Source organism: Streptomyces sp. NPDC045846 (assembly GCF_056431605.1).
Genome location: NZ_JBWKKJ010000001.1, coordinates 1067959 through 1082968 on the forward strand (window position 1 = coordinate 1067959; position 15010 = coordinate 1082968).

The following is a 15010-nucleotide window of genomic DNA, read 5'->3' on the forward strand; positions in this document are numbered from 1 at the left end:
GTTCTGTAATGGTGCGAGTTTCGGACAAGATGCCCCGCCGGGTGTCCGGGCGTGCGTGAGCGCCGCGCGGCGGGTCCCACGCGTACCTCGTGGCTCAACCGGGAGGACAGGTGCGCTGACGGGAGCGGCCGAGGGTGGCGCGCGGGCGTGGCGGGTGCGGGCCGCCCGTGGACGCGCCCGCTCAACGCCAACGCCCCACGCGGTGATCCGCGTGGGGCGGGCTTGCCGGGGGTGGCGTCAGTAGCGAACGGTGCTCGGGCGGCTCGCGGGGTGCGAGCGGTGCGGTGAGCTGCCGCCCGGGCTCATGGAGAAGGCGCCGTTCTGGAGCGGGCCGGGGCTGTAGCCGCCGCTGGTCAGGGGCTGCGGGTTGTAGGCGTCGAAGACCTGGCCGTCGACGGTGATGCCGGAGAAGTCGAGGCGGTCGAAGGACGGGTAACTCTGGGTCGGCGATTCGATGATGGCCTCGGCGCTGACGTTCTGGGCGCCGAGGTACTGGGTGGTGTGCTCGGTCCAGCCGCGGGTGTTGTCCGTGAGGGTGATGGTGTAGCTGCCGCCGCCGTCGGAGACCACGGTGCCGGTCATGCTGTCGCCCTCGGAGACGGGGTCGCTCCAGTAGACGGGCTCCGCCGGGTACATCTCGTACCAGGCGGAGAGCTGCGGGCTGCCGCTGGAGCAGTCGGTCTGCACGCCGGTCTGCTCCACCGTCTGCGAGCCGTACCCGTCGATGCCGACCCAGGGGGCGAACAGGTCGTTGGCGGAGGTGCAGGTGGCGTGCGGTTCCACCCAGGAGCCGGTGATGCGGCCGAAGGATCCCTGGGCGACGTAACCGCCCCAGACGCTGTCCTTGATCTGTGTGCCGTGCGGGCCGAAGGCGGAGGCGGTGGACGTGCCGACGCCGAGCGGTGTGACGACGGCCGCGGCGAACAGCAGGCAGGCCGCGGCCGATCTGGTCGGGCTGGTTCTGCGGAACTGCCGTGGGGGGCGTAAGCGGGTACCCATGGGCCGATCTCCTCTGGGTGAGGGAGTGGGGGGGAAGGCGGCGGGTGGGCCGGGCTCATGGTGAGGTCGGGCGGCCCCAACTCTCCAGGGGCGGACGGGATCCGGAACTCGCCATGGCGGGAACATGACATGATGCTCTGTTGGGGGTGGACAGAGCGGGCCCGCGGACAGTAGGCGCTCGCGCCGCACGCCCGGGGCGCGACCGAAGAAGAGGCGGTCAGGATGGACCCCAACGCGCCCAAAGGGAAAGGGACTTCACCCGCCCCGGCCGCCCCCGCCCCCGACGGGCCGCTCGTGGCACTCGGCGTGCCGGAACCGGAAGAGCGCCTCTACCTCCACGTCCTCGCGAGACCCGGCCGCACCACGGGACGGATCGCCACCGAACTGGCGCTGCGCGACGAACAGGCGGCGGGCCTCCTTGAGTCGCTCGCCGCGCGAGGACTCCTGGGGCGGCGCGGCGTCCCGCCGTCGTGGTCGGCGGTGGCGCCGGACGTGGCCGTCGCGGCGCTCCTGCTGCGCCGCGAGGAGGAACTGTGCCGGGCCCGGGGGCGCATCGGCGAGCTGATGCGGACCTACCAGCGGGCGCGGCGTCCGTCCGCCGAGGGGCTCGTGGAGATGGTGACCGGACGCGCCGCCATCGCGGACCGCTGGCGCGGGATGCAGGAGGGCGCCCGCCACGACGTCCTCCTCTTCGACAAGGCGCCGCACATCATGCGGGCCGACCCCGGCGCGGAACTCCCCTTGCTGGCCAGGGGAGTTCGGATGCGCGTGCTGTACGAGGCGAACGCGGTGCGGGCCCCGGGCCGACTGGCCGAGCTCAGGGAGTTCATCGCGGCCGGGGAAGAGGCGCGGGTGCTGCCCGAACTGCCGTGCAAACTGGCCGTGGTGGACGACCGGTGGGCCATGCTCCCCGTCTCCAACGGCGCCGAACTGCGGGGCGCGCTCTTCGTGCGTCCCTCCTCGCTCCTCGACGCGCTGGTGGCGATGTTCGAGGTGTACTGGGACCGGGCGCCCCGCGTCCCCGAGGCCGACGACCCCGGTCGCGCCGCCGGGGACCGACAGCGCGAGCTGCTGACCCTGCTCTCGGCGGGCCTCACCGACGACAGCATCGCCCGCCACCTCGGAGTCTCCCCCCGGACCGTGCAGCGCTGGGTGCACGAGCTGATGGACATGCTGGGCGCCCGCACCCGCTTCCAGGCGGGGATCCAGGCGGCACGGGCCGGACTGCTGTGAGGCGGGGCCGCGGGCGTCCAAGGGTGGCCCGCAGCGCTGGAGATGACGACGGCGCGGTCGGTCACCCCCGCCGGTCGCGGGCCACCACCGGGCGGGCGGGGACTCCGTCCCGCGAGGCCCGCAACGAGCCGAGGAGGCTGAGCGCGTGGGCGCTCGGGCTGCCCGGCTCGGCGTGGTAGATGACGAGTTGCTGACCGGGCGCGTCACGGACGTCGAACGCGTGGTAGGTGAGGCTCAACGGCCCGACCTCGGGGTGGAGGAACTGTTTGGCATCGTGGGTCTTGCCGCGTACGGCGTGCGGGTTCCACATGCGGGCGAAGACGTCGCTCCGCTCGCTGAGAACCCCGACGAGTGCGCGCAGCCTCGGGCTGTCCGGTTCGAAACCGGCGGCCTCGCGCAGGTTGGCCACGGTGGCCTGGGCGGTCGAGTCCCAGCGCGTGAAGAACTGCTGGGCGGCGGGGTCGAGGAAGGCCATGCGCGCCAGGTTGTCCGCCGGTTCGAAGGGCGAGTACAGCGCATCGGTCAGGGTGTTGGTGGCCAGGAGATCGAGGGTGCGGTTGATCACGCACGCGGGGGTGTGGGGATAGCCGTCCATGAGCTGGCGCAGCGAGGCGCCGACCGCGTCCGCGGTGCGTACGACCTGGTCGTCGGGGCTGGCGCCGGCCAGCCGGAACAGGTGGGACCTCGACGCCTCGTCCAGGCGCAGCGCGCGGCTGAGGGCGTCCAGGACCTGGGGCGAGGGGTGGCGTTCGCGGCCCTGTTCCAGGCGGGTGTAGTAGTCCGCGTTCACGCCGGCCAGGACGGCGACCTCCTCCCGTCGCAGCCCGCTGACCCTGCGCACCCCATGGCTCGCCATCCCGACGTCCTGCGGCCGCACGCCCGCCCGGCGCGCCCGCAGAAACTCCCCGAGCCCGTTGTCCCTCATGCGCCCCAGGCTAGGCGGCGGTGCCGCGCGCCGCCTGGGTGCGCGACACCCAGGCAGCCGTGGGCGCAGGCGGTGATCCCTGCGCCGTGGGGGCATGCCGACGAGGTGTACGGGAGGCGGCCGGACTTGGGGAGGGATGGCCGTGCCCGCCGCGTGGCCGGAACCTGTCCGTGGGTGGCTCAGCGCTCGCCGCCGAACCTCCATGCCGCGATGTCGCGGTAGTGGATCGGGCCCGGGCCACGTCCGACGTTGCTCGCCACCAGGTGCAGGCGCTCGGCCTGCCAGGTCCGGCCGGTGAAGTCCGAGAGCTCCGAGGCCAGTTCCCGCACACTGGACAGGTCGTCGCGGCGGGCCCTGGCCAGCGTCAGATGCGGGCGCAGCGGGCGGTCCTCGAAGGCGATGCCGCACGCCTTGACCACGCCGCGGACCTCGGCGGTGAGCTCGTGCAGCCCGTCGAGCTCCCCGTCGATCCCGCTCCACAGCACCCGCTCGTCGAAGTGCCCGCCGCCGCGCAGCGCCAGCCGCAGAGGCCGGCGCGCGGCCGCGAGCTCCGCGAGGGGCCCTTGCAGCAGCGGTGCCGCCGTGACCGGGAGCTCACCGAGGAAGGCCAGGGTGATGTGCCAGTCCTCGATGCGGTTCCACCGCAGGCGCGGGTAGGCCGCGTAGGGCAGCACGTGGGCCAGCTCCTCCTTCGCCTCGTCGGGCGGGGCGAGCGCTATGAACACGCGGACGGTGGCGGGCTGAATCTCTTCGTTCACGTAGCACTTCGTACACCACGCGGGTCCGCGAGCGTCGCAGCCCCCCACCCCGGTCCAGGCGCAAGGCCCGCATCCGGATGCGTCCCGGTGGGAGTGCGGAGCCATGTGGCAGGGTGGCGACCGTGTTCGTGGCGGTCCGCGCCGAGATCCCCGGTAGCGGGCCGCCCGCGCACGGGCACTCACCCACCGCCCCTCCCGCAGACGAAGGAGTCTCATGTCCGTCGTGATCCGACAGCCCGGCGTCGTCCTGACCGACCACCTCTTCCAGGTGCCGCTGGACCACGACGCGCCGCGCGGCGAGCAGATCGAGGTGTACGCCCGTGAGGTGGTCGCGGCCGGAAGGGAGCGGGACGGGCTTCCGTGGCTGCTCTTCCTCCAGGGCGGCCCCGGCGGGCGGGCGGCCCGCCCGGTGGGCCGGGACAGCTGGCTGGACCGGGCCCTGGACGACTACCGGGTGCTGCTCCTGGACCAGCGCGGCACCGGGCGGTCGACCCCGGCGACCCGCCAGACCCTGCCGCTGCGGGGCGGCCCCGCCGAACAGGCCGAGTACCTCGCGCACTTCCGGGCCGACTCGATCGTGCGCGACGCCGAGCTGATCCGGCGCCGCCTGCTGGGCGACGAGGGCCGGTGGAGTCTGCTGGGGCAGAGCTTCGGCGGCTTCTGCACCCTCACCTATCTGTCGCTGGCCCCCGAGGGACTGCGCGAGGCGATGGTCACCGGCGGCCTGGCGGGGCTGCGCAGCAGCGCGGCCGATGTGTACCGGGCGGCCTATCCGCGCGTCGCGCGCAAGAACGCCGCGCACTACGCGCGCTACCCGCAGGACGTCGAGGCGGTCCGACGGATCGCCGAGCACCTGATGGCCGCCCCGGCCGAACTGCCGGGCGGCGGGAGGCTGACCGTGGAGGCGTTCCAGTCGCTCGGCCTGATGCTCGGCGCAGGCCACGGCTCCGACCTCCTGCACTACCTGATCGAGGACGCCTGGGCGCACGGCAGCACCGGGCCGCAGCTGTCGGACACGTTCCTGGCCGGGGTGCAGTCGAAGCTCTCCTTCGCCGACGGCCCGCTCTACGCCGTACTGCACGAGTCCATCTACGGGCAGCGCTCCGTCGACCCGGGACCGACCGGCTGGGCCGCGGCCCAAGTACGGCCGGAATTCCCCGAGTTCGATGCCGCGAAGGCGCTGGCGGGCGACGCCCCCGTACGGTTCACGGGGGAGATGATCTACCCGTGGATGTTCGACACCGACCCCGCCCTGCGCCCCCTGCGGGAGGTGGCCGAGCTGCTGGCGCGCCGCACCGACTGGCCCGATCTGTACGCCCCGGACGTCCTGGCGGCCAACGACGTCCCGGTGGTCGCCGCCGTGTACCACGACGACATGTACGTCGACACGGCGGACTCGCTGGCCACCGCCGACGCGGTGCGCGGGCTGCGGACCTGGGTCACCAACGAGTGGGAGCACGACGGACTGCGGGTCAGCGGCGGTCAGGTCCTGGACCGCCTGATCCGCATGGCGCGCGGTCGGTTGTAGGCCATCGCGCGGGGACGTGTACGAGGAGCGCCCCGGGCCGGGTCAATGGATCCGCCGGGTCCCCGGCACCGCCCGGTAGCGGATCTGCCACTGGCTGCGGCGTACGTAGGTGCGTTGGAGCCAGCGGTCCTGGCCGTCGTAGTGCCCGATGAAGCGGGAGCGCGCGTGCAGCCCCTTGCGGTTGTTGATCAGCAGGGCGTGGCCGGGGCGCAGCCGGAACTCGTGGGCCACCGCCCGGCACGCGGTCTGGAGCAGGGCCAGGGCCGTCTCGGCGACGGGGCTCAGGGCGTGGACGCCGTTGGCGGCGCTGGAGATCTCGGGGAATCCGACCGGCCCCTTGATCATCGGGGCGGGGTCGGAGAGGACGTCCTCGTCACCGGCCACGTCGCGGGTGTAACTGCCGGGGGCGTTCATCCTGAACAGGGGGCTGCGCAGTACGCGGATGGCGTTCGGGCCGACCATGCGGCAGATGTCGCGGGCGTCGGCGTAGTAGGTGGTGGCTGCCTGCGCGCGGTCGGCGCGCAGGCAGTTGAGCACCAGGAAATCGGGGTTGGCGATGTCGTAGTAGCCGGTGCGGTCGTGGACGATGTCGTTGTGGAAGTTGAGGAAGACGGCCGAGCCCTGGTTGGTCTGGGTCGTCGCTCCTTCCTTGACGGGGACGATGTCGTGCACGACCTGGCCGTTCTTCTCCGTGAGGAAGCCGACCGGCTCCCCCAGGAGCCCGCTCAGGCCGAGCAGGGTGCCCTCCGAGATGAAGGTGGACTTGCGGCGGCTGGGAAGGCCGTCCCATGGGGTCGGGGGCAGATGGGCGTCCTGGGGGAGGTTGCGGATGTACAGGGCGCCCGGGGTGTCGTTGTGCCGGCCGAAGTCCAGGATCTCCTGGAGGGTGGCGAGGGGGAGCCGGGCGAAGACCTGGTGGCAGTGGGCCATGGCCAGGTCGATGTCGGTGGGTGGACCGGGGAGTTGGGCCAGGCCCTCCGCGAGGGTGTCGCGCACGCTGTCGGGCAGCTGGATGTGACCGACGACGGATGTGCTCTCGTCGGTGCTGACGGGCGTCACGGGGCGAGCGGGCATGCGCTTTCCTTCCTTCGGTCAGTGGATGACCCGAGAGGCGGGCAGGAAGGTGGGACCCGCGGGGAGCGGGTCCGGGGAGTGGGGGGAGGCTTTCCCAACAGGGCTGAGCAGGGCTGGGGAGTGGGGCGGGTGTTCAGTCCTCCCGCATGCGTACGCGGATTTCCCCGGCGGCCGACAGCGCGTTGTGCAGGGCCAGTTCGGCGGTGGGGCCGGTGGTGAACACGATGCCGACCGCGCCCTCCTGGTGGGAGGTGGCGGTGATCTCCGTGCCCGGTGCGAGGACGGGGAAGAACACCGGGGAACCGGGGTGGCGGGCGAGGACGTCCTGGCCGTCGTACCCGTGGAGGACGCCGCTGCGGGGAGCGTAGATCAGTGCCTGGCCGGTGCCGGTGCGGGGGACGAGGGGCTGGTCCATGAGGCGCGGGCGCCGCCGCAGGACGAGGTCGAGGAACGCGGCCTCCGGCACGATGCCGAAGGTGTGCGCGAGTTCCTGGCCGACGAGGCCGCCGCCGAGACGGGGGTTGATCTCGACGAGGTCGAACCCGTCGGCGCCCAGGACGAACTCGGTGTGTGCGAAGCCCTCGGTGTAGCCGACGCAGGCCAGGACCCGCTCGATCCACCGCTCGGCCGCCGAGGCCAGGCCGTCGGGGAGCGCGACGGGGAAGCCGGTCGCCTCCTCGCGGAAGAAGGGGGGCGGTGACAGGACGCGGCTGTTGATGCCGAGGACCCGTGTCTCGCCCTGCCAGGTGAGCGTCTCGATGCTGAACAGCGGGCCGGGGAAGTACGGTTCGGCGGTCAGCGTGCCCCGCAGCTGCGCCTTGCGGGCGTCTTCCAGGACGTGGCCGAGCTCGGGCTCGCTCCGGGCCAGCCAGACGTTCTTGCTGCCGGTGCCGGAGCCGTCCTTGACGATGAGGGGCAGGCCGAGGGAGGCGGCGAGCGAGGTGGCGTCGTCGGTGCCCGGGTCGACGCGGCGGCCGGGGCCGGACGACAGGCCGTGGTCGAACAGCCGCTGCCTGAGCGCGGTCTTGTCCCGTGCCAGGCGCACGCACGCCGGGTCCTGGCCTTCGAGGCCGAGCCGGGCGCGGACCTCAAGGGAGACCAGGCTCCAGGCGTCGGTGGTGCTGATGAGGCCGGCGATGTCCCCGGACTCGCCGACGTCGCCGATGCCCTGGATGGTGCGGATCACGGCGTCCACGTCGTGCGTGTCGGTGTCGTGCACGACGAAGTGGGGGCTGTCGATCGTGCTCAGCTCGTGCAGGTAGTCGGCGCGGTCACAGGTCAGGAGGTGGACGGTGAGGCCCTCGCGGGCGGCGGCCTCGGTCAGGCGGCCCAGTCCGAACTGGAGCCATTCAAGGGCGATGACGTGCTTCTTGCCGGAGGTGTTCACAGCGTTGGCTCTCAGCTCTCGGGGTTCTTGGGTTCGAAGGGGCGCCGGCCCCAGTCCATGACCGACCAGGGGAAGGCCAGTTGGTCGAGGTCGTCGATGGGGTTGGGGGCGAGTGCGTCGATGGGGTCGTTGGCGCGGGGGTGGGCGTAGACGGTCTGGGCGTAGCGGTGCCCGGTGTCCGCGGCGATGAAGACGCACGGCCTGCCGGGGGTGCGCGCGGCCTCCCAGCGTGCCGCGAGGTGGTTGCAGCCCGTCGACATGCCGGCGTACAGGCCGTGGCGCCGGAACAGGTCGCCGGTGGCCGCGATGGCGCTGTGGTAGCCGATCCAGTGCACCCGGTCGTACAGCTCGTAGCCGACGTTCTTCATGGGCACCGGGCTGCCGATGCCGGAGATGCTGGCGACGGGGTCCTCCACCGGGTCACTGCCGAACGTCACGCTCTCGAAGGGCTGCACCCCCACCAGCTCGACGTCGTCGTTCAGTTCCCGCAGATAGGTGGTGAGCCCGCCGGTCGAGGCGCCCGAGCCGACGCCGCCGACGAGGGTGAACGGCGCGCCGCCGAACTCCTTCTGGAGCATCTCGGCGCAGTCCTGGTACCCGAGGTAGTGGACCGGATTGTGGTACTGCTGCATCCAGTACACGTTCTCCTCGGTTTCGAGGAGGTACGCGATGCGCTTGAGGCGGACGCCCAGGTCCATCTTGTCGACCAGGGGGCCCGGGGGGATCTCGATCTGGTCCACGGTGGCGCCGAGCATTTCGAGCTGGCGGCGGACGTCGGCGTCGACCTTGGTCGAGCAGACGATCCGGCAGCGCAGCCCGTACTTGTGGCAGGCCATCGCGAGGGAGTAGCCGTACGTTCCGCTGGAACTGTCCATGAGGGTCGTCTCGGTGGTGATCTCGCCCCGCTCCAGGAGGGTCTTCACCGCCGTCAGTGCCGAATAGAGCTTCATCATCTCGAAGCGCAGGACGTAGACGTCCCCTGCGAGGTGTATGACGTCCGGCTGTTTCATCGCGTCAGCGGCGTGATCAAACATGTCCCCATCCCGTTCGGTCGAAGTAGCACTGGCTGCCGAGTTCACGGAAGAAAGAGGCAAGGCCGTCCAGGCGGTGCTGGCTCGGTCTGCGGGTGAAGAGATAACCGATGACCGTCCCCGTGTGGGCGACGAACACGCCGTCGGCCCCGAACGAGGAGGCGTTGCGCGCGAGCGTGTCGTACGACGGCTTGAAGACGACTTCCTGGGAGAGCGCCGCGCTGCGGGTGGCGCAGGCCGCGATGGCCGGGGTGTCGCCCCGGCCGAACGCCGCGACGATGTCGTCCCGGCAGGCGTCGTAGGCGGCGCGCCGGCGGTGGTAGTGGGCCAGCAGGTCCTCGCCGAGGGCGTCGGTCTCCACGGTGCCCTGCTCGACGTGGTAGCAGGCGAACAGGCTGGTCGTGTCGCCGAGCCGCCGGACGATCTTGTGGCGGCCGCTGAGGTAGAGGGCGAATTCGTCGAGGAAGACGCTGTCCGAGCGCTCGATGCGGCTGAGGATCCGCCGCACGGTCCACTCGTCGTAGGGGATGCGGAACACGTGGTAGAGGCAGCGCAGGGTGGCGACGATGTCGGCGGTCGAGCTCGCCATCCCCGTGCCGACCGTCAGTTCGCTGACGAACTCGAAACGCCCGCGGGGCAGCGTCTTGTGGTGGATGCCGAGGAATTCCTCGACGGCCTTCCACGACTTCTCGCGGCCGGGCATGGCATCGCCGGTGAACGGCGGCGCGTCGGGATCCTCGACGAAATGGCACCAGGAGAACCGGTCGACGGGCAGGGAGACGAGGGAGATCTGCGGTCGGCCGTCCAGCCAGTAGGGCCCTTGGAAGAGTTCGCCGACGGTGCCGCGGCCGACTCCGGAATGGGTGAGGGACGGCTGCGCCGAGGCGGTCTCGGGCGCCAGGGAACCGGGGGTCCGTGACGCGTGGGCGATCGTGTGGGAAAGGGGCATCTCCTGTCCGTTCTCTCCGGCTGTCGCGTGAGCGGGGGGCGTGCGTCGCCTAAGCCGGTGCGTAGGTGGCGAACCGGTCGATACGGCCGATGGGTTCGGCCGGTTTCCAACTGAGGCCGGGGATATGGGCGTTGACGAGTTCGCCGTTCTCCTTGAGGACCGCCGCCGGCGGATGGTTCATGTGGAAGAGGAGGTCGTCGTAGTTGTCGAAGGCGGCGGAGAAGTCCATGCGGTAGACGAAGTCGTTGTCCTCGCCGCCCCAGCCCTCGTAGCGTTCGTCGAATCCTCCGATCCGGTGGAAGGCCGACGACCGGGCCCATACGCAGGCGCCCGGGGGGCGGCGCAGGACGAAGCCCCGCATCGCGTGGACGTCCGCCGTGTCGGCGTGCCGCTGCACCCGCTGGCGGATGGCGTGCGAGGTGGCCGGCGCGGTCAGGCTCAGCATGTTCCGGTACGTCAGATGTCCGCCGGTGCCGGGCTGCTGGAAGCGGGCCGCGTTGCGGGCGACGAAGTCCCGGTCGGTGAGGATGTCGGCGTCCAGGACACAGATCGCCTCCGGGCTGCCGGGGGTGTTCACGACGCCGACGTTGACCGCCCACGACTTGTTGAACTCTCCGGACTTGGGGGCGAACACGTAGTGGTCGACGTACGGGGCGATGACCTCGCGCCACCGGGGCGTGTCGTCGGACTCCACCACGGTGACCTGGAACCGGTCGCGCGGATAGGACTGATCTCCCAGGGAGAGCAGGCAGGCGAGCAGGTTGCGCAGCCGCGTGCCGCCGGTGTCGCGGTCGCGGAACGGAATGACGACGAGGACGTCGGCGCTCTCGCTGCCCACCGGGGCGACCAGGGGCTTCAGGGCCCGCAGGTCGTCCACGGACACCTCGTCCGCGCCGTCCCGGTACAGGGCCCCGAGGTGGTGCCCGAGGCGGTTGTCGCACTCCGCCCGCCAGGCCGCCGCGAAGAGCGCGGCCGTGGCGGGACGGTCGCGGTCGGCGGTGGCCAGCGCCTGCTGGAACGCGCGATGGCACGCGGGGTCGGTGGGGGAGTCGATCAGGCGGATCCCCAGAGCGTGGAGCTCGGGATCGTCGTGCTCCTTCACGGCGTCCACGACGGCGAGCAGGAGATCGCGCGAATTCTCCCAGAAGAAAATGCAGGACCTGCGCGATTCGGGATCCATGGCGACGACCAGGCCGTCGCAGACGGCGGTTGCCAGCACATTCTGATCGGAAGGCTGTAGGCCGGACATGCGGGGGATTCCTCTCGGTCTCGATGGAGCGCGCGGGAAAGGGGCCCGCTGGGGCGCGCGGGTGAATGCCGGAGGCGGCTTGGCCGGGCGGGCGTGCCGGGTGAAGAAAGGCCGGGCGCGCTCATTTCGCCACCCGTCTGTTCTTCACGGCGGGGATGAGAAAAGCACAACTGCTGAACGAATCACCCGTGATGAGGAAGATTCCGGGAAACCCGGCGTGAGCCGGCCGGACGTGTGGGGCGAGCAGGGAAAGCAGCGGGCGTGGGGGGTCCCGTCCTGCTCGCCCAACACGTCTGTCGGCGTGCCGAGTTGATGGCCGGGACGATTCTTACGCGCGCCGCGAGAGGGATGCCAGTTCCACGGCGGGATGGTTCCTGCACTGCAGCTTGCTGAGGGCGAGCGAGGTGCGGGCGGGGCCTATGCTGCCAACGGTGAGCCATTCGAAAACTCTGCCGGAGTGCATCGTATTCTCGCGGGAGTCGAATCATCCATGGATACGTCTCAATCCATTCAGCCCATAGTTCCGTTCGCGCCGGCGGGAACGGCTTCCTTTCGCTCCGTCGTGGCGCGGGCAAGAACCGCGGGAGAACTGCTCGTTCAGCCGCGCATGGGAACAGCGGACCCCAGGACCATGCGCCAATTCCTGGAAAAGGTACGCGATCTGCCGGTACGCACCGTCGGTACCGTCACGCTGGACAGTTACACCCGGGTCGGCGATCACCGCGCGGCCCGTCAGGCCCTGGACGAAGGGGAGAACCTCAACGGATATCCGATCGTCACCCACGGCGCGCGCACGAGCCGCACCCTGGTCGAAGGCCTCGGCCCCGACTTCGCCGTGCAGGTCCGGCACGGCTCGGCACTGCCCCTCGACATCTTCCGGGTCCTCCTGGACTCCGGCCTCGACGCGACCGAGGGCGGACCCGTCTCGTACTGCCTGCCCTACAGCCGCACCCCGCTGGCCCGCTCCGTCCAGGAGTGGGCGCGCTGCTGCGAGCTGCTCGCCGAACGGTCGCCCGACGCCCATCTGGAGAGTTTCGGCGGCTGCATGCTCGGTCAACTGTGCCCGCCCGCGCTGCTCGTGGCCCTGTCCGTCCTCGAAGGAGCCTTCTTCGCCCAGCACGGCATCCGCGACGTCTCCCTGAGCTACACCCAGCAGACCGACTTCCAGCAGGACGCGTCCGCGATCGCGGCGCTGCGCCGGCTCGCCGCGGAGCACCTGGGCGGCACGGAGTGGCACATCGTCCTGTACACGTACATGGGCGTCTATCCCCGAACTCCCCACGGCGCCCGCGAACTGCTGCGCCACAGTGCCCGGCTGGCCGCGCACAGCGGCGTGGAACGCCTCATCGTCAAGACCGAGGCGGAGGGCCACCGCATCCCCACCGTCGACGACAACCTGCGCGCCCTCGCGACGGCGGCGCAGGCGGCCGCCGACGAGAAGTGGCACCCGACACCCCAGGGCGAGGCCGTCGACGACGGGGTCTACGAGGAGGCCCGCACCCTGATCGACGCGGTCCTGGACCTGGACGCGGACATCGGCCGGGCCCTGGTCACGGCCTTCGCCCGCGGCTACCTGGACGTGCCGTACTGCCTGCACGCCGACAACGCGCAGCGGGCCCGCAGCTTCATCGACGGCGACGGACGCCTGCGGTGGTCCGCCACCGGGGCCATGCCGCTGCGCCCGGTGAAGGCCGGGCGCGGCGGCTTCGACGCCGACGGCTTCCTGCGGATGCTCTCGCACGTCCAGCACACCTTCGACCGCGCCGACTCCCGCATTCCCGACAGCGACCCGTCCTGAACACCAAGGAGAGTCCCTTGAACACAGCTGTATCCACAGCCACCCCCTACACCATCGCCGTGGTGGGCACCGGCCCGCGCGGCATCTCCGTACTCGAACGTCTCGCCGTCCACCTCATGCGGGACACCTCCGACCGCCGACCGGTGCGGATCTACGCCATCGATGCCGTCGAAGTGGGAGCGGGCCGCATCTGGCGGACCGACCAGGACGAGTGGTTCACGATGAACACGGTGATCGGACAGGTCACCATGTTCTCCGGGGACCCGGACGGCGGCGTCCCGCGGCCCGGCGCCGGCCCCTCCCTGGGACAGTGGCTCGCCGAGCAGCACCCGGCGTCGGACGGCCAAGTCACCGTGGACGAGGACGACTTCGCCTCCCGCCGCGACTACGGGCGCTACCTCCGATTCGTCTACCGGACCATTACCGACGAGCTTCCTTCCCACGTTCGCCTGATTCCGATGCTCGCGCGTGTCTCCGCCATCCGGCCGGGCCGCGAGGGCGACTACGTCCTGACCCTGGACGGCGACCGCGAGCTGCCGGTGCACAAGGTCGTGCTGGCCACCGGGCACCCCAGGAACGACCCGGAGCCCTTCGACCGGGAGATGCTCGACTTCGCCGCGGCCCACCCCGGCACCCGCTATCTGCGCGGCGACTCGGCCGCGGACCTGGGCCTCGACGCGGTGCCGCCCGGATCGACGGTGGCGATCCGGGGACTCGGACTCTCCTTCTACGACGTGCTGCTCTCGCTGACCGTAGGACGCGGCGGCACCTTCACGCAGGACGGCGACGGCCGCTTGCGCTACGAGCCCAGCGGGCGCGAGCCGCACATCGTCGCCGGATCCCGCAGCGGACTGCCGATCCCGCCGCGCGGGCGCAACCAGAAGGCGCCCAACCATGTGCACGAGCCGCTCTTCCTCACCAAGGAGCGGCTGACCGCGATCCGGGCGCGGCGCGAGGAGGAGTCGGGCAGCGGGCTCCTCGACTTCAACGAGGACATCCTGCCGCTCGTCCTCGACGAGATCCGGCACGTGTACTACACCGCGCGGGTCCGGGCCACCTCCGGTGAGGCCGCGGCCCTGGACTTCGCCCGCCGCTACACCACCGCCCTGCGCACCGGCCGGGGCGAGGCCGCCCTGCTCACCATCGCCGGGCTCGACCGCCTTCCGCCGCTCGACCTGTGGGCGCTGGGGCGGCCGTTCGCCAAGGAGCACTTCGAGTCGCAGGAGGCCTGGCGCGCGCGGCTGTTGGAGGTGATGCGCGCCGACCTGGCGGAGGCCGAACTCGGCACCGTGGAGGGACCGCTCAAGGCGGCCCTGGACACCCTGCGCGACCTGCGCGGCGTACTGCGCTGGGCCATCGACTACGGCGGGCTGCTGCCGCACTCCCACCGGGACCACTTCCTCAACGACTACGTTCCCGTCAACGCCCTGCTCTCGGCGGGCCCGCCCATGGCCCGCGCGCAGCAACTCATCGCGCTGATGGAGCGGGGCGTCGTGGAGATAGCCGGGCCCGCGACCGAGTTCGCCACCGACAGCGAGGCCGGGCTGTTCCTGGTCCGCTCGCCCCAGGTGCCGGGGTCGGACGCGCATGCCGAGACGCTGATCGACGCGCGTATCCCGCGGCCGAACCTGCCCAGCGACTCCTCCCCGCTGACCCGCCAACTCCTTGAGGACCGCCTGATCCGCGAGTTCGTCAACATCGACCCGGCGTCCGGCACGGCCTTCGCGACCGGCGGCCTGGACATCGCCCAGGGCAGCTTCCGTGCCCTGGACGGGGAGGGCAGGGTCCATCCGGGGCTCTACGCGCTGGGCGTGCCCACCGAGCACGTGCGCTGGTTCACCCAGATCGGCAACAGCCGCCCGGGCCTGGCCACCGACTTCACCAAGGTCGGCGAGGCCGTCGCACACGACCTGATGGCACAGCGCGCCGAGGTCATGGCGCGCGCCGAGGTCATGGCGCGGGTCGACGCGGATGCGGCCGCCGTGACCGGGAGCCGGCACGAGTCCGTCCGGTCCGGCCGCAAGGTCCCCTCGCTCGGCTGAGACCGGCGCCCCCCGCACGACCGAAGACCCACGACCC

Annotated in this window: 12 protein-coding genes; 4 read left to right on the forward strand and 8 right to left on the reverse strand. The window is 71.5% G+C overall.

Annotated elements, in window-relative coordinates; translation table 11 throughout:
- Positions 1-237 precede the first annotated feature (237 nt).
- Entirely contained in the window at positions 238-999 is a 762-nt protein-coding gene (locus AC07F3_RS04770; RefSeq protein WP_479110455.1) for a G1 family glutamic endopeptidase, read from the reverse strand.
- Positions 1000-1221: 222 nt separating this feature from the next.
- On the opposite strand from AC07F3_RS04770, the gene AC07F3_RS04775 reads away from it, so the two are divergent.
- Entirely contained in the window at positions 1222-2232 is a 1011-nt protein-coding gene (locus tag AC07F3_RS04775) for a helix-turn-helix domain-containing protein (protein WP_479110456.1), read from the forward strand.
- 61 nt (positions 2233-2293) lie between these two features.
- Here the strand turns inward: AC07F3_RS04775 and AC07F3_RS04780 are convergent, their stop codons facing one another.
- Both AC07F3_RS04780 and thpR read right to left on the reverse strand, forming a co-directional pair.
- Positions 2294-3157: a helix-turn-helix transcriptional regulator gene (locus tag AC07F3_RS04780; RefSeq protein WP_479110457.1), complete on the reverse strand. Its 864-nt coding sequence runs from the start codon at positions 3155-3157 to the stop codon at positions 2294-2296.
- Between the two features lie 179 nt (positions 3158-3336).
- Complete coding sequence (gene thpR / locus AC07F3_RS04785; protein ID WP_479110458.1) at positions 3337-3915, reverse strand: RNA 2',3'-cyclic phosphodiesterase; 579 nt, start codon at positions 3913-3915, stop codon at positions 3337-3339.
- Between the two features lie 214 nt (positions 3916-4129).
- Here thpR and AC07F3_RS04790 point away from each other — a divergent pair, with 214 nt between their 5' ends.
- Entirely contained in the window at positions 4130-5443 is a 1314-nt protein-coding gene (locus AC07F3_RS04790; RefSeq protein WP_479110459.1) for an alpha/beta fold hydrolase, read from the forward strand.
- Between the two features lie 42 nt (positions 5444-5485).
- On the opposite strand, the gene AC07F3_RS04795 is transcribed toward AC07F3_RS04790, so the two are convergent.
- The 5 genes from AC07F3_RS04795 to AC07F3_RS04815 all read right to left on the reverse strand — a co-directional run bounded on the left by AC07F3_RS04795 (position 5486) and on the right by AC07F3_RS04815 (position 11103).
- Complete coding sequence (locus AC07F3_RS04795) at positions 5486-6517, reverse strand: TauD/TfdA family dioxygenase (protein WP_479110460.1); 1032 nt, start codon at positions 6515-6517, stop codon at positions 5486-5488.
- A gap of 133 nt (positions 6518-6650) precedes the next feature.
- Positions 6651-7904: an ATP-grasp domain-containing protein gene (locus AC07F3_RS04800; RefSeq protein WP_479110461.1), complete on the reverse strand. Its 1254-nt coding sequence runs from the start codon at positions 7902-7904 to the stop codon at positions 6651-6653.
- 11 nt (positions 7905-7915) lie between these two features.
- Positions 7916-8938: a pyridoxal-phosphate dependent enzyme gene (locus tag AC07F3_RS04805; RefSeq protein WP_479110463.1), complete on the reverse strand. Its 1023-nt coding sequence runs from the start codon at positions 8936-8938 to the stop codon at positions 7916-7918.
- Complete coding sequence (locus AC07F3_RS04810; RefSeq protein WP_479110465.1) at positions 8931-9884, reverse strand: GHMP family kinase ATP-binding protein; 954 nt, start codon at positions 9882-9884, stop codon at positions 8931-8933. Before AC07F3_RS04810 ends, AC07F3_RS04805 begins: the two co-directional genes overlap by 8 nt.
- Positions 9885-9933: 49 nt before the next feature.
- Positions 9934-11103: a glycosyltransferase family 2 protein gene (locus AC07F3_RS04815; protein ID WP_479110467.1), complete on the reverse strand. Its 1170-nt coding sequence runs from the start codon at positions 11101-11103 to the stop codon at positions 9934-9936.
- Positions 11104-11623: 520 nt separating this feature from the next.
- Between AC07F3_RS04815 and AC07F3_RS04820 the strand changes: the two genes are divergently transcribed.
- Together AC07F3_RS04820 and AC07F3_RS04825 are read left to right on the forward strand one after the other, a co-directional pair.
- Complete coding sequence (locus tag AC07F3_RS04820) at positions 11624-12931, forward strand: methylaspartate mutase (RefSeq protein WP_479110469.1); 1308 nt, start codon at positions 11624-11626, stop codon at positions 12929-12931.
- Positions 12932-12948: 17 nt separating this feature from the next.
- A complete protein-coding gene (locus AC07F3_RS04825) occupies positions 12949-14973 on the forward strand; it encodes an FAD/NAD(P)-binding protein (protein ID WP_479110470.1) in 2025 nt (674 codons plus the stop codon).
- Positions 14974-15010: the final 37 nt, after the last annotated feature.

Excerpts from the sequence above, each read along its gene's own strand:
- AC07F3_RS04810 (WP_479110465.1), bottom strand. The coding sequence starts at position 9,884 with ATGCCCCTTTCCCACACGATCGCCCACGCGTCACGGACCCCCGGTTCC.
- AC07F3_RS04775 (WP_479110456.1), top strand. The coding sequence starts at position 1,222 with ATGGACCCCAACGCGCCCAAAGGGAAAGGGACTTCACCCGCCCCGGCC.
- AC07F3_RS04790 (WP_479110459.1), top strand. The coding sequence starts at position 4,130 with ATGTCCGTCGTGATCCGACAGCCCGGCGTCGTCCTGACCGACCACCTC.
- AC07F3_RS04780 (WP_479110457.1), bottom strand. The coding sequence starts at position 3,157 with ATGAGGGACAACGGGCTCGGGGAGTTTCTGCGGGCGCGCCGGGCGGGC.
- AC07F3_RS04820 (WP_479110469.1), top strand. The coding sequence starts at position 11,624 with ATGGATACGTCTCAATCCATTCAGCCCATAGTTCCGTTCGCGCCGGCG.
- AC07F3_RS04795 (WP_479110460.1), bottom strand. The coding sequence starts at position 6,517 with ATGCCCGCTCGCCCCGTGACGCCCGTCAGCACCGACGAGAGCACATCC.
- AC07F3_RS04805 (WP_479110463.1), bottom strand. The coding sequence starts at position 8,938 with ATGTTTGATCACGCCGCTGACGCGATGAAACAGCCGGACGTCATACAC.
- AC07F3_RS04770 (WP_479110455.1), bottom strand. The coding sequence starts at position 999 with ATGGGTACCCGCTTACGCCCCCCACGGCAGTTCCGCAGAACCAGCCCG.